Annotated in this window: 19 protein-coding genes; 16 read left to right on the forward strand and 3 right to left on the reverse strand. The window is 41.8% G+C overall.

All coding sequences use genetic code 11. The annotated features are described in order from the left end of the window. The first annotated feature begins 9 nt into the window (after positions 1-9). The 7 genes from cysG (at position 10) to minE (ending at position 6,259) form a co-directional block, all read left to right on the forward strand. Positions 10-1,431: a siroheme synthase CysG gene (gene cysG, locus GHNINEIG_RS06120; RefSeq protein ID WP_135795827.1), complete on the forward strand. Its 1,422-nt coding sequence runs from the start codon at positions 10-12 to the stop codon at positions 1,429-1,431. After that, positions 1,428-2,411 carry a glycosyl transferase family protein gene (locus GHNINEIG_RS06125; protein WP_135795828.1) on the forward strand — a complete coding sequence of 328 codons (984 nt, stop codon included), beginning with the start codon at positions 1,428-1,430 and terminating at the stop codon, positions 2,409-2,411. Before cysG ends, GHNINEIG_RS06125 begins: the two co-directional genes overlap by 4 nt. Next, positions 2,405-3,610, forward strand: coding sequence for a molybdopterin molybdotransferase MoeA (locus tag GHNINEIG_RS06130; protein WP_135795829.1), 1,206 nt, complete (start codon positions 2,405-2,407; stop codon positions 3,608-3,610). Before GHNINEIG_RS06125 ends, GHNINEIG_RS06130 begins: the two co-directional genes overlap by 7 nt. Beyond that, a complete protein-coding gene (mobA, locus tag GHNINEIG_RS06135; RefSeq protein ID WP_135795830.1) occupies positions 3,610-4,230 on the forward strand; it encodes a molybdenum cofactor guanylyltransferase in 621 nt (206 codons plus the stop codon). The genes GHNINEIG_RS06130 and mobA overlap by 1 nt, the downstream gene beginning before the upstream one ends. A gap of 156 nt (positions 4,231-4,386) precedes the next feature. Continuing rightward, a complete protein-coding gene (minC, locus tag GHNINEIG_RS06140) occupies positions 4,387-5,076 on the forward strand; it encodes a septum site-determining protein MinC (RefSeq protein WP_135795831.1) in 690 nt (229 codons plus the stop codon). Positions 5,077-5,188: 112 nt separating this feature from the next. Further along, the gene (gene minD / locus GHNINEIG_RS06145) at positions 5,189-6,001 is read left to right on the forward strand and encodes a septum site-determining protein MinD (protein WP_135795832.1); all 813 of its coding nucleotides are present in this window, start codon (positions 5,189-5,191) and stop codon (positions 5,999-6,001) included. A 3-nt stretch (positions 6,002-6,004) separates the two neighbouring features. Next, entirely contained in the window at positions 6,005-6,259 is a 255-nt protein-coding gene (gene minE, locus GHNINEIG_RS06150) for a cell division topological specificity factor MinE (protein WP_011370589.1), read from the forward strand. 95 nt (positions 6,260-6,354) lie between these two features. Here the strand turns inward: minE and GHNINEIG_RS06155 are convergent, their stop codons facing one another. Both GHNINEIG_RS06155 and mfd read right to left on the reverse strand, forming a co-directional pair. After that, positions 6,355-6,975, reverse strand: coding sequence for a peptidoglycan binding protein CsiV (locus tag GHNINEIG_RS06155; RefSeq protein WP_135795833.1), 621 nt, complete (start codon positions 6,973-6,975; stop codon positions 6,355-6,357). A gap of 6 nt (positions 6,976-6,981) precedes the next feature. Beyond that, the gene (mfd, locus tag GHNINEIG_RS06160; protein ID WP_135795834.1) at positions 6,982-10,461 is read right to left on the reverse strand and encodes a transcription-repair coupling factor; all 3,480 of its coding nucleotides are present in this window, start codon (positions 10,459-10,461) and stop codon (positions 6,982-6,984) included. A 96-nt stretch (positions 10,462-10,557) separates the two neighbouring features. On the opposite strand from mfd, the gene GHNINEIG_RS06165 reads away from it, so the two are divergent. From GHNINEIG_RS06165 to GHNINEIG_RS06190, 6 genes are all read left to right on the forward strand, one after another. Then, complete coding sequence (locus tag GHNINEIG_RS06165; RefSeq protein ID WP_135795835.1) at positions 10,558-11,769, forward strand: hypothetical protein; 1,212 nt, start codon at positions 10,558-10,560, stop codon at positions 11,767-11,769. Between the two features lie 199 nt (positions 11,770-11,968). Continuing rightward, the gene (locus GHNINEIG_RS06170) at positions 11,969-13,276 is read left to right on the forward strand and encodes an NAD(P)/FAD-dependent oxidoreductase (protein WP_135795836.1); all 1,308 of its coding nucleotides are present in this window, start codon (positions 11,969-11,971) and stop codon (positions 13,274-13,276) included. A 168-nt stretch (positions 13,277-13,444) separates the two neighbouring features. Next, positions 13,445-14,071: a trimeric intracellular cation channel family protein gene (locus GHNINEIG_RS06175; protein ID WP_135795837.1), complete on the forward strand. Its 627-nt coding sequence runs from the start codon at positions 13,445-13,447 to the stop codon at positions 14,069-14,071. 19 nt (positions 14,072-14,090) lie between these two features. Continuing rightward, complete coding sequence (locus GHNINEIG_RS06180; protein ID WP_135795838.1) at positions 14,091-15,341, forward strand: lipoprotein-releasing ABC transporter permease subunit; 1,251 nt, start codon at positions 14,091-14,093, stop codon at positions 15,339-15,341. Continuing rightward, on the forward strand, positions 15,334-16,026 hold the full coding sequence (lolD, locus tag GHNINEIG_RS06185) for a lipoprotein-releasing ABC transporter ATP-binding protein LolD (RefSeq protein ID WP_135795839.1): 693 nt from the start codon (positions 15,334-15,336) through the stop codon (positions 16,024-16,026). Before GHNINEIG_RS06180 ends, lolD begins: the two co-directional genes overlap by 8 nt. Before the next feature lie 3 nt (positions 16,027-16,029). Further along, the gene (locus GHNINEIG_RS06190; protein WP_135795840.1) at positions 16,030-17,994 is read left to right on the forward strand and encodes an ATP-binding cassette domain-containing protein; all 1,965 of its coding nucleotides are present in this window, start codon (positions 16,030-16,032) and stop codon (positions 17,992-17,994) included. A 53-nt stretch (positions 17,995-18,047) separates the two neighbouring features. Here the strand turns inward: GHNINEIG_RS06190 and GHNINEIG_RS06195 are convergent, their stop codons facing one another. Beyond that, a complete protein-coding gene (locus tag GHNINEIG_RS06195; RefSeq protein ID WP_135795841.1) occupies positions 18,048-18,257 on the reverse strand; it encodes a YgaP family membrane protein in 210 nt (69 codons plus the stop codon). Between the two features lie 255 nt (positions 18,258-18,512). Between GHNINEIG_RS06195 and tig the strand changes: the two genes are divergently transcribed. The 3 genes from tig to clpX all read left to right on the forward strand — a co-directional run bounded on the left by tig (position 18,513) and on the right by clpX (position 21,899). After that, positions 18,513-19,823 (forward strand): trigger factor, encoded by a 1,311-nt coding sequence (gene tig, locus GHNINEIG_RS06200; RefSeq protein ID WP_135795842.1) that lies wholly within the window; start codon positions 18,513-18,515, stop codon positions 19,821-19,823. Between the two features lie 200 nt (positions 19,824-20,023). Further along, positions 20,024-20,626, forward strand: coding sequence for an ATP-dependent Clp endopeptidase proteolytic subunit ClpP (gene clpP, locus GHNINEIG_RS06205; RefSeq protein ID WP_135795843.1), 603 nt, complete (start codon positions 20,024-20,026; stop codon positions 20,624-20,626). Positions 20,627-20,648: 22 nt separating this feature from the next. Next, positions 20,649-21,899, forward strand: a complete 1,251-nt coding sequence (gene clpX / locus GHNINEIG_RS06210) for an ATP-dependent Clp protease ATP-binding subunit ClpX (RefSeq protein ID WP_135795844.1) — start codon at positions 20,649-20,651, stop codon at positions 21,897-21,899. The last annotated feature ends 13 nt before the right edge of the window (positions 21,900-21,912 follow it).

Consider the following 21,912-nt stretch of genomic DNA (forward strand, 5'->3'; position numbering starts at 1 on the left):
GGAGGGTGTATGGATTATTTACCGATCTTTATGAAAATTGAACAACAGCATTGCCTGATTGTTGGAGGTGGAGCGGTTGCCGCCAGAAAAGCCGATTTGTTTATCAAGTCGGGAGCCATCGTCACGGTCGTGGCACCTAAACTGGGGAATGAAATGTCATTTCATTTGGCTCAAGGAAAAATCATTTGGCATATGAATACCTTTTCGACCGCCTTGGTATCCCAATTGCCACGACCTAACTTGGTTATTTCCGCAACAGATGATCAAAACGTAAATTTAGCGGTTTATGAAACGTATCATGCACAAGCCATTCCCGTTAATGTGGCGGATCAAACCGAATACTGTGATTTCATTCTGCCTGCGATTGTAGATCGTGCCCCAATGACCATTGCGATTTCAACCGGAGGGCGCTCCCCGGTATTGGCTCGAGTAATGAAAGCACGTTTAGAAACGATGATCCCACATGGATTCAGTGTGTTAACGGATTTGCTGGGTCGTTATCGTCAGGCAGTCAAAAATGTGATTTCGGACATTGATGGACGAAAAACATTCTGGGAAACCCTTTTATCAGGTTTGTTTATTGATAAGGCGGTTCATGGGAACACAGGAGAAGCCGAAGCCTTATTGGAAGCCGAGCTTGAAACAATCAGAACCAACGGGCAGAGTTTGCCACAGGGGGAGGTTTATATTATCGGAGCAGGACCAGGCGATCCCGATTTAATGACTTTCAAAGGACTTAGATTGCTACAACAGGCGGATGTCATTTTATACGATCGATTGGTTGCACCTGAAATTCTGGAAATGGGACGACGTGAAGCTGAACGTATTTACGTAGGCAAAAAAGAGAAATGGCATAAGGTTGATCAAAAAGACATCAATCAAATGTTGGTGGATCTGGCACGACAAGGGAAACGTGTTGCACGATTGAAAGGAGGGGACCCTTACATTTTTGGCCGAGGAGCAGAAGAAGTTGAACTTTTGGTGCAACATGATGTGCCTTATCAGGTTGTGCCAGGGATTACGGCGGCCGCGGGCTGTTCTGTTTATGCAGATTTTCCTTTAACCCATCGTGATTATGCGCAATCTGTGGCCTTGGTAACCGGTCACCAGCAGGCAGGCGCACAAGGCATTGATTATGCCAAGCTGGCACAATCCGGTGATACGATGGTATTTTATATGGGAATTAAAAATGCTCCTAAAATTCAAGCAGGCTTGATTGCTCATGGTCTTAACCCAGACACGCCGGCTGCGATTATCGAAAATGGAACGCGCGTTAACCAAAAGGTAACCGTCACTTCTCTGGCCAAACTGTCTGAAACGATTCAAAAACAGTCTATTAAACCTCCTGCATTATTAGTGATAGGAGATGTGATTAAAGTCAGAGAACGATTGCAAAAAAAGTCATTATTGGATGATAAGGTGCCGGCATGACAGATCATCCTTTCAGTCAATACCTGAGGATTCTTGGTAAAGGACCTATCAGCCGACGTTCTTTAACCGAAGCAGAAGCAAGTGATGCGCTAGGGATGATTTTGTCTGGACAGGTGACAGACAAGCAATTAGGCGCATTTTTACTGTTAATGCGTGCAAATGGCGAAACCCCTGATGAGCTCATCGGATTTGTCAAAGGCATTAGGCAAGCATTAGACCTCAATGAAAAACAGGGTGTTGTAGAATTGGATTGGGCGGCTTATGCCGGTAAATGGCGTTATCCTCCTTATTTTTTACTGGCGATAAAACTGTTAACGCAGAATGGCACTCGAGTCTTGTTGCATGGGGATGCCGGCCAATTTAGTAATCGTCAATATGTTGAATCCTTTTTAGAGCCGCTAAATTTTTATCAAGCCAGTTCGATTATGCACGCTCGGGACTTGGTTTCAGAATGCAAAGCGACCTATCTTCCATTAGAAAATTTTGCGCCTGACTTACGCGAGATATTACATTTAAAATCCGAGCTAGGTGTTCGAACAGTTTTTAATACCGCTGTTAAGTTATTGAATCCATTGAATGCACCTGCATCCATTCAAGGTATTTTTCATAAGGGTGTGGAATCGCTTCATCACTCAACAGCCATGGTCATTGGAACTGAGCATAATTTGGTCTTTAAAGGGGAAGGTGGGGAGGCTGAAATACGGCCCGATGCGTTAACACAGCTCTATTTTTCGACTAGAAACGCCACTGGAATGAGACAACATCCATTCAAAGGCATTATTGAACGTCAAATACGTCCAAAAGAATGGCAACAGCAAGACATCATTGATTTATGGCGTGGTGACAAAAAGGATTTATATGGCGAATCCTCCGTTGTGGCGACCACCGCTACGGCTTTGATGCTGTTGGATTCGCTTTCCGAGGTTGAAGCGCTTGCTAAAGCTAAGGGATATTGGGCTCGGAGGAAGATAGAATGTTGAAGCATAATAAAGAGTTACGGCATGATTTTGATGATGTCTTTACTTTTGTGATGTCGAAAGCAACAACACTGAACAAACATGAGCAAATTCCATTATCTGTCGGAGTGGGTCGAATTTTGGCAGAGGATCTTTTTTCACCGATATCTGTGCCGGCTTGGCGACAAAGTGCCATGGATGGTTATGGTTTCTCAGCGCGTTCTTCTTTGGAATGTCTCCCTGTCAAACAAATCGCTTTTGCTGGTCATTCTGCTGAGCCATTGTCTGAAAATGAAGCTGTCTATATTATGACAGGAGCCGTTGTTCCCGATCAGGTTGATACCATTGTGCCGATTGAAAAAGCATGTATTCAGCAAACAGAACAAGGGCAATATGTTTTCAAACCGAACACTCTAAAGCCGAAGCGACACATTAAACCCATTGGGTCGGATGTGAAAGAAGGCCAAAAACTGTTGTCTAAAGGACACGTCATTAGACCCCAAGATCAAGCATTATTAGCCTCGGTTGGCATCAATGAATTGCGGGTTTTTCAAAAAGTTACTCTGGTCATATTAACCTCAGGAAATGAATTGGTTACACCAGGAAACCCTTTGAAAAAAGGGCAGATTTATGATGCCAATGCTTTTCTAATAGAGTCCCTTTGCCAAAGGCTTCCGGTTAATGTCATCGCCAATGAAAGACTGGCTGATGATGAGGCAGAAATCAAACACCGTTTGGCCGCTTGGCAAGGCCAAGTTGATGTAATTCTGACGGTAGGGGGCGCTTCGGTAGGAGAAAAGGACTTTATGAAATCATCTTTAGCTGCTTGTCACTCTTTCTGGACATGGAAGCTTAATATGAAACCTGGTAAACCTTTCTCCATGGCAATTTCTCAGCAAACCAGTATTCTTGCTTTGCCGGGTAATCCCTTGGCGGCTTTCATGACCTTTCAAGCATTGGTCACCCCTTTTATTCGAAAACAAGCCGGTATAAAGGAATGGCAAATTAAGCCTGCAAAAAGGGTACTTGCCAGTGACCTTAAAATGAACCATGACTGTTTGGTCTGGTGTCAGGTGAGGGAAACAGAGCAAGGGGTCAAGCCGATTTTAAATGTCTCAACAAGCCAGATTATGAATTTGGTTGAATCAGGCGGTTATATCCGAATCGACCCAAACCAAACCTATCAGGCAGGCGACATTGTTGATTTTTGGGTGAATCCGTAATGATTGGCGTGCTTATTCTAGCCGGTGGGGAGGGCAGGCGAATGGGTGGGCAGGACAAAGGTTGGTGTGTCCGAAACAACAAAGCTTTTATCGAAGTGGTGTTGCAACAAATTCAACGACAAGCAGAGAGGGTAACTCAAACAGTTACGATCGTCATTAGTGCAAACCGGAATTTATCTGATTATTCAAATTTAGGCCCCCCTGTCGTTTCAGATATCCGGCCGGGGTACTGTGGCCCTTTGGCGGGTATTGAAGCAGTTATGAATGAACCTTCCTTGTCACATATTAATCGTTGGATCACTTGGCCAGTAGACTCTTTAAACATTCCTGACCATTATTTATTGCACATGCTGGCTCTGGAATCAGAAGTATCTTTTATCTCACAACATCGTCGTGCGCATTATGCACATTTGTCTATCTCGAAGGAATTAAAGAATTCCCTGTCATCCTATTTAGATTCGAAGCGCAATTCAATAAAAGGATGGTTACAAAGTATTTCACATAGTGGCGGAGAAGTGCATGAAGTCGATATTTCTTCCTATATGTCTATTACCAATTACAACCATTTTGACACAGTCAATGAGCACCGTGAAATGGAGAATAATTTGATGTTGCGTTGATTTTAAATCATTTTTTATCAACTCCTGTGGTCACCGCTTTAAAATCCTTAACTGAGATATTTTTTTAAAGCCTTTTTAACCGTAATTTGCCTTTGACTCGCCCTTATTGGTCAAGTAAGATTATGGTTTTTAACTGTCTAGGCCTAACTCAAACACATGAGCAAAATAGTAGATTTAAAAGGCTCTATCCTTTCTTTAACGGTTTTAAACCTTTTTTCAGATCAAATTGACGAAACGAAAAAAGCCATAGCGGCAAAAATAGAACAAGCACCGGACTTTTTTGTGGGGATTCCGATTGTACTCGAACCTCAAATGACATTGAAAGATCCCACCTTTTTGGCGCTGCTAGTGGAGTATTTAACGCAGCTTCAAATGATTCCCATCGGTATTCGAACCGAAGACGAAGCCATTAAAGAGCAGGCCGAATATGCAGGCCTGGCTATTTTTCCGAGAGAAAAACCGAAAACACGTCCTAAAAGAACCAAAGAAGAACCTGAAAAAGGCGGTTTAAAATCAGCTTTAATGGTAAAAAATTCCGTGCGTTCTGGACAACAAATCTATGCTAAGGATCGAGACCTGATTGTTATGGGGTCAATCAATCCAGGCGCTGAAGTGGTGGCTGATGGACATGTACATGTTTTTGGTAAAGTGATGGGCAAAGTGTTTGCAGGGTCGTCTGGCGATACGCAGGCTAAGATTTTTGCAAAACAGTTGAATCCCGAGCTGGTGTGCATTGCCGGAATGTATCAATTGTCAGAAGACATTGACGAGTCATTTAAAAACGGGTTTGTTGAAATCAGCTTAGCCGATGGGAAGTTGGTCTTTAACCCAGATTTACTGGATTAATTTTTAAGGCAGAGTAATTTTACGCAGCGTAAAATACTCAGTTATAATTCTATCATTAAGGTCTTTCATTATATTGATGGGACCCTGTTTTAAAATTCGAGGAGAAGCTTAGGTGTCACGTGTAATCGTCGTAACCTCAGGAAAAGGTGGTGTGGGCAAGACCACTACGAGTGCAAGTATTTCAGCTGGTTTGGCTTTAAAAGGCTATAAAGTTGCGGTCATCGATTTTGATGTTGGTTTACGTAACTTAGATTTGATCATGGGATGTGAACGCCGCGTTGTTTATGACTTTGTGAACGTGGTTCAAGGCGAAGCGACTTTAAATCAAGCGTTAATTCGAGACAAACGAATTAAAAACCTTTATATCTTGGCGGCTTCACAAACGCGTGATAAAGATGCTTTAACTCAAGACGGCGTTGGAAAAGTTATTGATGACTTAAAAGAAGACGGCTTTGATTTTATCATTTGTGATTCTCCTGCGGGGATCGAAAAAGGGGCTCAGTTAGCCTTGTATTTTGCGGATGAAGCCATCATCGTTACGAATCCGGAAGTGTCTTCTGTACGCGATTCCGATCGTATCTTAGGGATTTTACAAGCGAAATCCAAACGTGCTGAGGGGGGGGGTGAACCGATTATCGAGCACCTTGTTTTAACCCGCTATAACCCAAGCCGGGTTGAGACAGGAGAAATGTTGTCGGTTGAAGATGTGACTGACTTGCTTAACATTAAACTGTTAGGAGTCATTCCGGAATCCGAACAAGTATTGAACGCTTCTAACTCTGGACAGCCTGTTATTTTAGAGGAAGATTCTGATGCGGCGCATGCCTATATGGATGTCGTTGATCGTTTCTTGGGCGAAGAAAAAGAACATCGCTTCTTGATTGCCGAAAAGAAAGGCCTTTTCAAAAAAATATTTGGGAAGTAAGTTATGGCATTATTAGACTATTTACTCGGACAAAAGAAAAAGAAGTCGGCAAATCTTGCAAAGGATCGTTTGCAGATTTTACTTGCGCATGAACGCTCAGAACGCAGTGCTCCAGAGTACTTGCCTAAGATGCGTGAGGAAATTCTGGCGGTCATTTCAAAGTATGTCACCATTGACCAGGAACAGTTACAAATTTCAATTGATGAAGCCAATGGATTTGAAGTATTGGAATTGAACTTAGTGTTACCAGATAAATAAAGTTCACGCAATATCGAAAAGTCACAAAAAAACCGCCAGGCCTGGCGGTTTTTTATATTTACAGCAAAGCAAATGAAGCCAACTGGCTTTATAAATTAACGGCCCTGGTATTGGATTTTAACTAAGGCTCCAAAGATAGGGTGGTCAAAATAATGCAACTCTCCAGACTTAACTTTTCGGGCTTCTTGCAATTGAAAACGCCAAAATTCCGGTAGCATTTCAGGGTCGATACTTTGATTGGCTGCAAACTCTTCTCTTACCTGGTGAGGAATTTTTCTTTCCAATTCAAGGTGTAAGCGAACATGGGCATAACGAGATTTATAGAATTTTAACGTGCCTGAAAGTTTAGGCTGATAATCTTCTTCCGGCAGTTCTTCAATCTTAAGGGGTTGACTGTTTTCTTCCGATGCACCTTGTAGGATCCAGGAACGATGATACAAGATGTAATAGCCTTTCTTGGGTGTCATTTTTTCTTCTTCTGAAGTCAGCATGAACTGTTGTTCAGGTAGAGAGGGGATGTCGAGGGCCCCCTCCATATCGATCAACGGTAAGTCTTCTTTCCAGTATTCTTCCGTCCAACCTCTAAGGGCCAAGGTTTCAAAAACGATCAGTTCAACTTGGTATTTAGGCAGGTTTTCTTCTGTTTCTGCTTGTGCAGACAATGAAAAGCTGGCTAAAAAAAGTAACGCGGAGGTAAAGAACAGTCGGGGTTGCATAAAAGCTTATTCCTTATTTGAAATAGTCGCTACGATTAATTCGATAGCTTGAATTCGTTGTTTCATCTCTGGCATTGTATCGAAATATTTTAATTCAATCTGCCCTTTTAACTGATAGTTCTTCGGATGGTTTTGAATTAATTTAATCAATTCAAGCGGGTTGATGTTAGGTGACGATCCAAATTGAATGCGGATCATTGTTTCACTGGCTTCCACTTTTTTCAGGTTTAAAGCGTCAATGACCAATTTAACTCTTGTGGTTTCAAACAGGTTTTTTACCTGGTCTGGCAACAAGCCAAAACGATCAATCATTTCCACTTCCAATTCTTGCAAGGCATTATTGTCTTCAGCACTGGCAATGCGTTTATAAAAAACCAGTCGTGTATGTATATCCGGTAGATAGTCTTCCGGAATCAGGGCGGGCATCCCCAGTTCAACTTCAGCGCCTGTATGCAATTTGGCATCCAGCTCAGGCTGTTTGCCTGACTTTAAAGCTTTGACCGCACGATCAAGTAACTCTGAATACAGTCCGAATCCAATTTCATGAATTTGGCCTGATTGACCATCTCCAAGGAGCTCACCAGCACCACGAATTTCTAAATCGTGGCTCGCTAACATAAAGCCAGCGCCTAAAGTGTCGTGTTTGGCAATGGCGGCTAATCGTTTTTCCGCATCTTTCGTCATCAAAGATTTGCCCGCTGTAAACAGGTAAGCATAGGCTTTATGATGGGAGCGTCCCACACGACCACGCAACTGATGCAATTGCGCCAAACCGAATTTGTCGGCCCGATGGATTAAAATAGTATTGGCCGTTGGAATATCGATTCCCGTTTCAATAATGGTGGTACACACCAGAATATTGAATCGGCGATGATAGAAATTCTGCATGACTTGTTCTAACTCTCTTTCATGCATCTGACCGTGTGCGGTTTCAACTTTGGCTTCAGGCAATAACGCTTGCATTTCTTCAGCCATCTGTTCAATTTTATCAACATTGTTAAAGAGCAGGTAAATCTGACCACCACGGCGTATTTCACGCAGGCAAGCTTCTTTGACGACATCCGGATTCCAGTCTTGCACAAAGGTTTGCACGGCCAACCGTTTTGCCGGCGCAGTGGCGATAATGGATAAGTCACGTAAATCATTCATCGCCATATTCAATGTTCGAGGAATAGGGGTTGCCGTCATGGTCATCACATCCACTTCGGTACGAAGTTTTTTGAGCTGTTCTTTCTGACGCACCCCAAAACGATGTTCTTCATCAATGATAATCAACCCCAGATTTCCGAATTTCATCTCATTCTGAATGAGCTTATGGGTACCAATGATGATATCGACTTGGTTGTTTTTCACCGCTTCGAGAATTTGTTTGGTTTCTTTTGCGGTTTGAAAACGAGACAGTCCTTCAATGCGAATCGGCCAATCAGCAAACCGGTTTTTAAAGTTTTCCAGGTGCTGTTGTGATAACAATGTGGTTGGCACCAAAACAGCGACTTGTTTACCAGAATAAGCGGCCATAAAGGCGGCTCGCATCGCGACTTCTGTTTTACCAAATCCAACATCACCACAAATGAGCCGGTCCATCGGTTTGTCGGACTTCATATCGGTCAGCACCGCTTCGATTGCGGCTTCCTGATCCGGTGTTTCCTCAAATGGGAAGCCAGCACGAAAGCGAGCATACGCTTCTTCATCTGTTTGGAAGGCATGGCCGGGGCGAGCTTCACGCTGAGCATAGATATCGAGCAGTTCGGCTGCAACATCGCGAACTTTTTCAGCCGCTTTGCGTTTTGCTTTATCCCATTTATCGGATCCTAGTTTGTGTAATGGTGCGGTTTCGGCACTGGCACCAGTATAACGACTGATCAAGTGCAAGGAGGTAACGGGTACATAAAGCTTGGCATCCCCTGCATACTGAATCATAAGGAATTCATGCTCTTCACCTTGTATCGCCATCGTTTCTAATCCTAGAAACCGGCCGACACCGTGATCAAAGTGGACGATAGGTTGTCCTAAATCCAATTCAATTAAGTTTGAAATTGCGCTATCAAATTCGGAATGTTTACGCTTACGACGACGTTTTTGGATGACCGTTTGCCCGAAGATTTGGGACTCCGACAGAATACAGAAATCATCGGTATAAACCGAGTCTTCTAGTGGGCCGACGATGATTTCGTAAGGTGCTTTTGATGTTTTAAAGTCGTCCCAGCTGTCGATTTGTTTGGGTAATTTGCCTTTGAACTGTGGGTGCTTTGATAAAATCGTTAATAAGGTTTCACGCCGACCAGTGGACTCCGCGCAATAAAGAATACGGCCATTATGTTCCGATGCATATTGATCTAGAAATGCATTCAACTTTGCCAGCGGGTATTCACTGTTTGATTGAATCGTTAGGTCCGGTAATGGATAGGTCTTAAAGGTTGCCGTAGCTTTATCCGTTGGCTGCAATGAAAACTGTATGCGATGGAAGGCTTTTAAAGCAGAGAAAACTTCATTTTCAGACAAGATCAACTCAGACGGCGCCAGCACCGGATAATCAGGGTTATGTTGTGCAATATCATACCGCTCTTGATAATCCTGCCAGTTTTGTCGAATTTGTGTCTGAAGATGACCCTGGTTGAAGAATAGGCAATCAGACGGAAGATAGTCAAATAAGGTGGCAATATTGGAATGAAACAAGGAGAGATAATATTCCAGGCCATCGACCGTCTGCCCATCTTTAACTGACCGATAAAGTTGACTATTACGGGCATCATCTCCGAAATGACTGCGGAAGTTTTGACGAAAAAGACTAATTCCTTCGGGCGTTAAATCATATTCTTTGGCAGGTAATAATTCGATTTGGTCAATCGAGTCGACACTGCGTTGTGTATCTGGATCAAAACTTCGAATGGTTTCAATCTCTTCATCGAATAAATCTAACCGGTAGGGCGTTCGACTTCCCATCGGGAATAAATCGATAATGGAACCGCGCACGGCAAACTCCCCATGCTCCATCACTTGACTGACACGTTGATAGCCGCTGGATTCTAGCTGGCGAGTAAAGGCATCGATATCAACCGTTTCACCACACTGTAATAGAAAGGTATATTTTTCTATAAAGTGATGAGGAACAACTTTTTGTATCAACGTGCTGACAGGTAGAATCAATAACCCTTGTTGAGTACTGGGCAGCTGGTATAGAGTTTTCAGACGTTGTGAAATAATGTCTTGATGTGGTGAAAACTGGTCATACGGTAAGGTTTCCCATTCAGGAAAACTTAGAATAGGGTAATCTGTTTCGGCAAAGAAGCGTAACAATTCATTGTATTTGTTGGCTTCAGCCATGTCTTCAGTCAATAAAACAGCCAGGCCTGGCGCTTTTTGCGCCTTTTCAATCAAAGCGAGAGCACTTTCAGAGATATTGTTTAAAGACCATGTTGAAGTTTGACCTTTGAGAGAAATTTGGTCCGCTTCTAATAAGGCATATGGCGAGTGATTTTTTGACATGTTTTTTATGGACTAATTTAAAATGTCGCTATTCTAACAAAATATCGTTTTTCAGGGGAGGAACACGTTGAAAACGAAAAATGAGGTAATCAGATCATGACTGGACGTTGGGCATTCAACTGGGTACAAATAATGGGGCACCACTATAGCTCTCTCATGACCTTGTTTACTTTTATTTCATTAGGAATCTTAGCCGGGCTGTTCAACAATTTTTCTATATTGGATACCCAAAGCAGTATTTACATCGGAACAAGTCTTCTAATCATGTCTCTTTGGGCCATGAAAATCATGGATTCAATCAAAGCGGGTGGCTTGCTTTTTTTACTGAGTGCCTATGCGCTATTGATGCTAGCGGGAATTATGAGCTGGCTTGAAATATCATTTGATGAGCATTCCGTTTTAGGTTGGGTTGTTATCATTGCCATGATGATGAGCAACTTGGTTCATGTCCTCTCGACTTTGTTAAGAGAAATGGCGCGTGGGAGTTTTCAGCACGATGCTTTAGCTGAAGCTTTAAAACAAAATGCAACGCCTATTTTATTGTCAAATATCACGACCTGTTTTGGATTTGTTGTCGCTGCTTTTTATGATGCCAGCTTTTATGCTATGGCTTGGATTGTAGTGCTTGGCGCCATTATCAGTTATTTGACACTGCTTTCTTGGTTGCCAATCATTTTGTTAAAGTTTTTCTTGGAATTCCGAGTTGGGCATTATGACGACCGACATGGCCTAGTTGATTTGGTCAGCCGAATTCAACAATATCCTCGCGCTGTTAAATTGGGTGTGAGTATTTCGATTATCGTGTCGCTGATCAGCTTGGGATATCTTGCACAATTTATGACACAGTTGTATTCGGTAGGGGTCATGCTTTTAGCTAGCTTTTTTTTACTATTAATTATCTGGCAGGACCTTAAAATAACTTTTATAACACTCGTAAGCAGTTTTTTATCCGTTGTCATTGTTTTAGCGGCTTATTTTTCATTCCAGGGTGTGCTTTCCATTTCTGCGTTTGTATTGATTGTTCCTCTGGGAATGGTGTTGGATGATGCCATTCATTATTTCTCTCGTTATTTGAAGTCTAAACGTGGTTTTTTTAATGATGATGCTTCGTGCCATCGGTTTGCCTTGAGCACGGTAGGGCGGCCTATCTGGTTGACAACACAACTTTTAATGATCGGTCTATTGATCTTGAGTTTTCACCCGAATACGCTTATTCAGCAAGCTAGTTTCATTACAATTTTTACGGTTTTTTTAGCCTCTTATATTATTTTAGTGTTGTTGCCAGTGATACGTTTACGACGATCATAAAATAATAACCTCATATAAATTAGTATTTTTTATTATGAAGTATTCGAAAAATCTATTTTTAATTTCAATATGAATGATTCATTATTGCCGCACAAGAACTTTGTACTATCAGCAAAGTACCCGACTTCTTGTATAGGTATTTTGCTTCCCTGAACAGCTAATAATAAAAACAAAAGATACTAATGAAAAGGAACGAAAAATGGCAACAATTGTTGTAGTTGGATCAAGCACGGGTGGGTTACCAATGGCTTATGACGTTCGTAAGCAACTTGGTAAGGAACACACGATTAAAGTTGTAAATGCAATTGATGAATTTAACTTCGTCCCCTCAAACCCATGGGTTGCAGTTGGCTGGCGAAAACCAGAAGATATTTCTTTCAAATTAGAGCCGCATTTAACACGCAAAGGCATTGAGTTTTATCATCAAACAGCAACCAAGCTTGATGCGCCTAATAATAAGCTGACCTTGGATGATGGAACAGAAATGGACTATGACTATTTGATTCTTGCAACCGGTCCGGCATTGGCTTTCGAAGAAATTGAGGGGTTTGGACCCAAAAGCCAAGGGGGGAATACCGTATCAGTTTGCACAACACCACACGCCAGTGAAGCATTTGAGCAGTGGGAAGAGTTTTGTGACAACCCTGGTCCAATCGTTGTAGGAGCGGTACAAGGGGCTTCTTGTTATGGCCCGGCTTATGAGTTTGCAATGATCATGGAAACGGACTTACGTAAACGTAAGATTCGTAGCCAAGTGCCGATGACATTTGTTACTTCTGAACCTTATATTGGACACTTAGGGTTAGGTGGTGTAGGTGACTCTAAAGGCCTAATGGAAACAGAAATGCGTAACCGCCATATCAACTGGATTTGCAATGCAAAAGTGACCAAGATTGAAGACGGCAAAATGTATGTTGATGAGCACAATAATAAAGGGGATGTGATTGATCAACATGAATTGCCATTCAAGTATTCCATGATGCTTCCTGCCTTTAAAGGGTCTAAGTTCTTACAAGAACTGGCTGAACTTGAAAACATGGGCGGACCACTTGTAAACCCTCGTGGGTTTGTGAAAGTGGATAATTTCAGCCGCAATCCAACCTATCATAATATTTATGCGCTAGGTGTCGGGATAGCTATCCCGCCGGTTGAAGCGACGCCTGTTCCAGTTGGAACGCCCAAAACAGGGTTGATGATTGAATCAATGGTTACAGCGATTTGTCATAACATTCAAGCAAACCTTGAAGGAAAGGATGCACACGAAGAGCCGACTTGGAACACGGTCTGTTTAGCGGATATGGGGGATACCGGGGCTGCATTTGTCGCCTTACCACAAATTCCACCTCGTAACTTAACTTGGGCAAAACGTGGTAAGTGGGTTCACCTGGCGAAGATTGCCTTTGAAAAATACTTTATCCGTAACATGAAAGCGGGGAATTCCGAGCCTATTTATCAAAAGTATATTATGAAAATGCTTGGCATAAACCGTTTAAAATCTGATAAATAACAACACGTTATTACTCTTTATTAACGCCCTCTCCCTGAGGGCGTTTTTGTTTCTACTAAGACAAAACGGGTCACTGACGAACCAAAACAGCATGACTTCAAAATTAAGTCCCACCTTTCCTTAATAAAGTCTCTTTTTCATGGAAGGCTTTGCTTTATAATAACCGCCATGAATTTAGTCCAAACACTTTATTACCTTGATCTATTGGGAACCGTTGTCTTCGCGATGACTGGTTTGCTGGCTGCCAGCCGGAAACAACTGGATCTCTTCGGCGCAATTGTCATCGCCATGGTGACGGCAGTCGGAGGTGGAACCTTACGTGATTTAATCCTAGACCAGCCTGTCTTTTGGGTTGAACACAATATTTACATATATGTTGTTGTTTTCTCAACTCTTTTCTTGTTTTTCTATGCGCGTATAAAAGAAATTCCGGTCAAACTGCTGTTATATCTTGATGCGCTCGGTCTTGCTGTTTTCAGTGTCATAGGGGCGCAAAAAGCGATGGCGCTTGGACTCTCTGATCCAATCATCATCATGACGGGCGTAATGACGGGCGTGGTCGGAGGTGTGATTCGAGATGTCTTAATGGGAGAGGTTCCATTAATTTTTCGTAAAGAAATTTATGCCACAGCTTCATTTATCGGCATCAGTTTATTACTGGTCTTGGTGCATTTAAATCTTCCGGTGGATTTAGCTGTCATCTTGTCCGTTATGGTTATTTTCAGTCTACGCATTTGGGCCATTTTATTTAATATCGGATTACCCGTTTTTCAACCGATCAATTCACAGGACTAACAGCTAAAGGTTTTCTTTTATGTTCAAACTGCCATTTGAGTTATTGTTGGGCTATCGATACACACGTGCCAAGCGCCGGAATGGGTTTATCTCATTTATCTCATTATCGTCGATCATTGGAATCGGTTTAGGTGTAACGGCATTGATTACCGTGATGTCTATCATGAACGGGTTTCAACAAGAACTCCGTGATCGTATCTTAGACATGACGGCGCATGTGACATTGTCAGAACGTGGAGAGCGCTTAAACCACTGGCAAGACTTGTATTCGGTCGCTAAACAATTACCTCATGTAGAAGGCGCAGCGCCTAATGCGATGGGACAAGGCATGTTAACGCATGGAGATCGAGTAAAAGGGGTGTTGGTTAGAGGGATACTCCCGAAATATGAAGGGCAGGTTGCAGATGTTGAGTCAAAAATGGTCTATGGACATTTATCCGATTTAAAATCCAAAGACTATAACGTCATTCTGGGAACAGAGTTGGCCAATGGGCTAGGGGTTTCCGTTGGGGATAAAATTACATTAGTTGCGCCACAGGCTTCCATTTCACCAATGGGAGTTGTGCCTCGCTTAAAACGTTTTACCGTTTCGGGCTTGTTTGAAGTGGGAATGCATGAATATGACAGCGCTTTAGCACTTGTGCATATGGCCGATGCGCAGCGTGTATTTAAAATGGGACATCAAGTGTCCGCTTTACAATTACGGCTTGATGATATGTTTGCCGTTCGAGATGTTAGAGAAGCCGTTGCGGAAAACATTGATGATGTGCTTTACATGAGAGATTGGACGCAACAACATTCCAATTTCTTTAAGGCCATTGAAATGGAAAAACGTATGATGTTTATTGTTTTGACTTTGATCATCATGGTGGCCGCTTTTAATATTGTTTCAACCATGGTGATGGTGGTGACCGATAAACAAAAAGATATCGCAGTATTGAGAACCATTGGTGGCACGCCTGGCAGTGTGCAGGCAATTTTTATCGTACAGGGGCTGATTATCGGAACGTTTGGAGCTATTCTAGGGGTGATCGGAGGGGTTACGATTTCATTAAATATAGATGTAATTGTGCCGTTTATTGAAAACATTTTTGGCTTTAAGTTCTTTCCGGCCGATATTTATTATATTAGTAAAATCCCGTCAGATTTACACTGGGAAGATGTTTGGACGGTATCCGGATTAGCTTTTGTCCTTACCTTACTGGCGACGATTTATCCGGCCAGACGTGCTTCAAAAATTCAACCTGCGGAGGCTTTACGTTATGAGTGATTTAATTTTACAAGCCTCAAATCTAGAAAAAGAATACCGTGACGGAAAATTAAAAACAGCCGTCATCAAAGGACTGGACTTTGAACTCAGAGCGAATGAAAAAGTCGCTATTGTCGGTAGCTCTGGTTCTGGGAAAAGTACCTTGTTACATTTACTGGCCGGCTTGGATAAACCAACGGGTGGAACGGTTTCCTTAATGTCGCAAGAATTTTCAAATTTAAATGAAGTGAAACGTGGGCGACTCCGCAATCAATATATGGGATTTGTTTACCAGTTTCATTTTCTGTTACCGGAATTAAATGCATTGGAAAATGTGATGTTACCTTTACGGGTTCGTCGCACGCCTTCAAAAGAGGCCGAAAAGCAGGCAAGTGCTTTACTTGAGCGCGTTGGACTCGGGCATCGTACGCATCATAAACCGTCAGAGTTATCGGGTGGGGAACGCCAAAGAGTGGCCATTGCACGAGCGTTAATCACCAAGCCTGCTTGTGTATTAGCCGATGAACCGACTGGTAACTTAGATGAAAGTTCTGCACAACAGGTATTCGATTTGATGTTGGAATTAAACCAAGAACAAAACACTGCGTTATTGGTTGTGACGCACGACTTATCATTGGCCGCTAAAATGGACCGTCAATATCAATTAACAGAAGGGCATTTTATCCTGCCTTCAGAAACACGTTAATTTATGCTCAATATACAGTCCGTCAGTTTAATGGCCGGGTTAAAACCCTTATTGCAAAACGCCTCATTGACTTTACATCCCGGTCAGAAGATCGGTTTAATTGGTCAGAATGGTGCAGGAAAGTCGACCCTTTTAAAAGCGATTTTAAACGAAGTTTCTTTAGAAGCCGGCAATATTGCCATGCCCGATACCTGGCAAGTCGGGTATGTTGAGCAGGAGCAAACACATCTATCTTTTTCGGCCATGGAATACGTCACGACAGGGGATACGCTTTACGCCGAAGCACGAACTCGAATTGACCAGGCCGAACTTAATAATGATCATGATGCTCTAGTCGCTTCTTATGATGAACTCGATCGCATATCCGGTTACGAAGTCCCTCAAAAAGCACAACAACTTTTGTACGGACTGGGATTTTCAGAAGCAGAATTTAATAAACCGGTAGAGTCTTTTTCAGGTGGCTGGCAAGTTCGGTTGAAGCTGGCTCGAGCATTAATGCAACGCGCCGATTTACTATTATTGGATGAACCCACCAACCATTTGGACATTGAAGCCGTATCCTGGTTAATTCAATGGTTAAAAGGCTTTTCGGGTGCCGTCATAGTCATCTCCCATGATCGGCACTTTCTAGATGAAGTGGTTCAAGGCATTGCCCACCTAGATCAAGGCAAAATTCAATATTACTCAGGCAATTTTGCCGCGTTTGAACGCCAACGCAATGAACAGTTGATGCAACAACAAGCGTTGCATGACAAACAAAAGCAACAAATGCAGCATTTAAAATCTTTTATTGAACGATTTAAAGCGAAAGCCTCTAAAGCGAAACAGGCACAGAGCCGAGTGAAAGCTTTAGAACGCATCGAGTCCGTTGCTGCGGTACAAGCCAGCAACCCGTTTCAATTTCATTTTGCGGAACCGGAACATTTGCCAGATCCGATGTTATTTTCAGACGCGTTGAGCTTTGGGTACGAGGATCATTTGATTTTAAAAGACGTTGACTTAACCTTGCGCGCGGGCGACAGAATTGGTTTAGTAGGGGTCAATGGATCTGGTAAAACAACGCTTTTAAAATTATTGATTAAAGAGAATCCCCCAAAATCAGGGAAATTGGTTCACAGCAAAGGGCTTAAAATAGGTTACTTTGCGCAACACCAGCTCGAGTCCCTTAATCTCGATCAATCTCCTTTGGCACACATGCTGTCTTTAACAAAAGAGGACATGGAGCGTGTCACCGACCAAGAAGCCAGAGACTTTTTAGGGCAATTCGGTTTTTCGCATGATAAAACCTTAAACCCTATAAAACACTTTTCTGGTGGGGAAAAAGCGCGTTTGTCCCTGGCCTTAATGGTGTATCAAAAACCGAACCTGATTATTTTGGATGAGCCGACCAACCATTTAGACATGGAAACACGTGATGCTCTGGAAATGGCTTTGCAGGAATTTTCAGGCGCTCTGATTTTGGTCACGCATGATCAACATTTATTAACCAGTATTGTAGATCAATTCTGGTGGGTGCATGATCAACGTGTTGAGCGCTATCATGGTGACCTGGATGCTTACTTGCAACAACGATTACGCTTGTTAAAAGAAAAACAAGCTCAGATCAAAGCGGAAAAATCGACCAGGCCTGGCAATATTTCAGATACCAGCAATGCCAGTAGTGCCAATAAAAAAGCACAACGTCAACAAAATGCGCATTATCGAAAGCAACTCAAAGAAGCGACTAGAGATCAAAGTAAACGTCTGGCTAAAGTTGAAAAACAACTATCTGATGCGCAAAAACAATTGGCTGATTTACATGCTGAAATGGAAGATGCGACCTTGTATGAAGCCAACCGTTCTAAAGAGCTTAAAGATATTTTAAAGCAAGAAGCACAATTGAAGGTATTGATTGAATCACTGGAAGACGAGTGGTTGCTTTTGGAAGATGAAATAGAGGAAATAACAAACTCTTTTTCAGAGGTATAAAAAAACCGCTGCCCCTTATTCCTCTGTTGGCAGCGGTTTTTTTAATTTAAAACTTAGCAATTACGAAAAGCACAGCCATGCTTTAAACCGGCTTTACGTAAAAAATAAACCATTGGGCAAAACCCGGTGATACCCGAAATAAGTAAATTCAGACCAATAAAACCTGTTAGCAATAACCAGCTTGCTGAAACTGTGTATGCCAAAATGGTAGACACAAGTACCATGCTTCCCACCATAATCATCATGAATTTTTCAATTGTCATTTTTCTCTAACCCTTTAGTTTTATTCGTTGTTTTGTCATTTTTTGATATATAAATCATAAATGTACCGATACGAATATTTTATCACAACTTTCTTTTTCAAGGAATATCCCTGCATTAATTTAGGGCTATGTCTTTCATTACTTTAATAAAATCAGTATAATTCACCGTTTATTTTATACAGTAGAGTAAAGCCGCCGAGCGGAAAAGAAGTTTCGTTCACGTCTAACCGGATTTTAATTTTTGAGATTAAACACATGCAAGTAACAGTAGAAAAGCCAGAAACAGGTCTAGAGCACAAAATTAATGTCACGCTTCCAGCGGGTGATTTAGACAGTAAAGTTGAACAACGTTTAGCGCAAATGCGTCGTACAGTTAAAATGGATGGTTTCCGTCCTGGCAAAGTACCAATGAGCGTGGTTAAAAAACGTTATGGCGGTCAGGTTCGTCAAGAAATGATGGGTGAAACCGTACAACAGTCTTTTTATGACGCCGTTGCAAAAGAATCTCTAAATATTGCAGGCTACCCACAATTTCAAGAGTTAGATGAAAAAGATGGTCACATTGTCTACTCAGCAACATTTGAAGTTTTCCCAGAAGTAGAGTTACCAAAATTCTCTGGCCTGAAAGTTGAGACAATCACTTCAGAAATCACTGATAAAGATGTCGAAAAAATGGTTACCCGTCTTCGTGAACAGAAGATGGCTTGGAAGCCTGCAAACGGCAACAAAAAAGCCAAAGAAGGTGATCAGGTAATCATCGATTTCGTTGGTAAAAAAGATGGTGAAGAATTCGAAGGCGGAAAAGCTGAAGAAGTTCCTTTGGAACTAGGATCTGGCCGAATGATTCCTGGTTTTGAAGATGGCATCATCGGCATGAAAAAGAACGAAGAAAAAACAATTGAAGTGACATTCCCTGAAGATTACCAATCTGATGAGCTGAAAGGACAAACCGTCACATTTGATATTAAAGTTCACTCGGTTCAAACAAAAGTGTTACCGGAAATTGATGAAGAATTCGTTAAGTCATTCGGTATCGATGAAGGAACTGAAGAAGCACTGGTTAAAGAAATCCGTTCTAACATGGAAAAAGAACTGAAGCGTTCGGTTGAGAACAAAAACCGTACGGCTGTGCTAGATGCTTTAGCAGAAAAGGTTGAAGTTGAGCTGCCTCAAGCAATGGTAGATCAAGAAGCGTCTGCTTTAATGGAACGTCAACTTGAGCAATTCCAGCAACAAGGTTTAAAAGCAGAAGACATCGGCTTAACAGCAGAAGCTTTCAAACCAGAAGCTGAAAAGCGCGTTAAAATTGGGTTGGTCCTGGGTGAAGTGATCAAAGAGTATAAGATCGAAGCGACTGATGAAGCGCGTCAAGCCTTCATTCAAGATCAAGCTTCCTCTTATGAAGATCCTCAAGAAGTGATTGAGTGGTATGCAAAAAACCCTCAAGCACAAAAAGAAATTGATGCGATCTTGGTTGAGAAAGAAATCACGAACAAGATTCTTTCTGAAGCAAAAACTAAAGAAGTTTCTAAATCATTTGAAGAAGTTGTTGGTCCTGCTGCGTAAGCATCAGCGCATCTAACTTAAAAAACTTAACTTCTGTTACGAAATTATGTCATTTTGTAACAAGGTTAAGTTTTTTTTTGCCTAATAAAAAGCTAAGATAGAGCCATCTATTAATCAAAATCAAAGATAACTCACTCGTTTCTCTTGTTAAAAAACGAGTGAATTACCCTTAAATACATAAATTACAAAGGTTTATTTGAATGCATTCTACACCGATTCAAGACGCACTAATTCCAATGGTTATCGAACAAACCAGTCGAGGAGAAAGATCGTTTGATATTTATTCTCGTTTATTAAAAGAGCGTGTTATTTTTTTGGTAGGGCAAGTTGAAGACCATATGGCCAACTTAATTGTGGCACAGTTGCTTTTCTTAGAATCTGAAAACCCGGATAAAGACATTCATTTATACATTAATTCACCGGGCGGGAGTGTCACGGCTGGAATGGCTATTTATGATACCATGCGTTTTATAAAACCAGATGTCAGCACGATGTGTATTGGTCAAGCCGCCAGCATGGGATCCTTTTTATTATCTGCCGGGGCAGAAGGCAAGCGTTATGCCTTACCAAACTCTCGCGTGATGATTCATCAACCGTTAGGGGGATTCCAAGGTCAGGCATCGGATATTGAAATTCATGCGAAAGAAATTATTCAAATTAAACAAAAATTAAACAAAGCGCTTGCCGATCATACCGGGCAACCTATTGAAGTGATTGAGAACGACACAGATCGTGATAACTTCATGAGTGCTGACGAAGCCTGTGACTATGGATTGGTTGATAAAGTTCTAACGCGTCGTTAAATTAAGAAAAGAAGGCAGTCAGATGAGTGAAAAAACCTTATATTGTTCATTTTGTGGTAAGGCCCAAGATGAAGTAAAAAAATTAATTGCAGGGCCTTCGGTTTATATTTGCGATGAATGTGTTGAACTCTGTAACGATATTTTAAAAGAAGAATTCGGTGAAGAGGAATTAAGCGGATTTGAGCTGGATCACTTACCAACTCCGCATGAAATCAGCCAGATTCTGGATGATTATGTGATTGGTCAGTACCAGGCGAAAAAGGTCTTGTCGGTCGCAGTTTACAACCATTATCGCCGTTTAGAAAGCGGTCATCAAAAAGATGAAGTTGAGCTGAACAAAAGTAACATTTTATTAATTGGGCCAACAGGGTCCGGAAAAACGTTACTGGCACAAACATTGGCAAGATTGCTAGATGTACCGTTCGCTATTGCTGATGCTACAACCTTAACCGAAGCTGGTTATGTGGGCGAGGACGTTGAAAGTATCGTTCTTAAATTGTTACAGCGTTGTGATAATGATGCTGAAAAAGCAGAACGAGGTATTATTTATATCGATGAGATCGATAAGATTACTCGTAAATCTGAAAACCCTTCAATTACACGAGATGTTTCCGGTGAAGGGGTCCAGCAAGCATTATTGAAATTGATTGAAGGAACCGTCGCCAACATTCCACCGCAAGGAGGTCGTAAACACCCGAACCAAGATATGATTCAGGTGGACACCTCTAAGATTTTATTTATTGTCGGTGGGGCTTTCGAAGGGCTGGATAAAATCATTGAACAACGTACCGAGAAAAACATCGGTATTGGTTTTTCAGCAGAAGTGAAATCTCAAGACAAAAAAGTGACTGTTTCTGAAAAATTCCAAAATATTGAACCGGAAGACTTGGTGAAATTTGGTCTGATTCCAGAATTTGTAGGGCGCCTTCCAATCTTGGCCGCGCTAGAAGAGCTGGATGAAAAAGCGCTGATCCAAATCTTGACAGAACCTAAAAATGCGCTGGTTAAACAATACCAAAAAATGTTTGAACTGGAAGGCGTTGAACTCCAGTTTAGAAAAGATGCATTGTCTGAAATTGCGAACCTTGCGATTGAAAGAAAAACCGGTGCGCGAGGATTAAGATCGATTTTGGAAAAAACTTTGCTTGATACAATGTATGACTTGCCAAGCATGAAAAATGTTGAAAAGGTAGTCATCAATAAGGCCGTTATTAAAGGCACTAAAAAGCCGATGTTGATGTATCAAGACAGCAAAGAAAAAGTCTCTAGCTAATTCTCAAAATACA

It is taken from the genome of Hydrogenovibrio crunogenus (assembly GCF_004786015.1).
GTDB classification, from domain to species: domain Bacteria; phylum Pseudomonadota; class Gammaproteobacteria; order Thiomicrospirales; family Thiomicrospiraceae; genus Hydrogenovibrio; species Hydrogenovibrio crunogenus.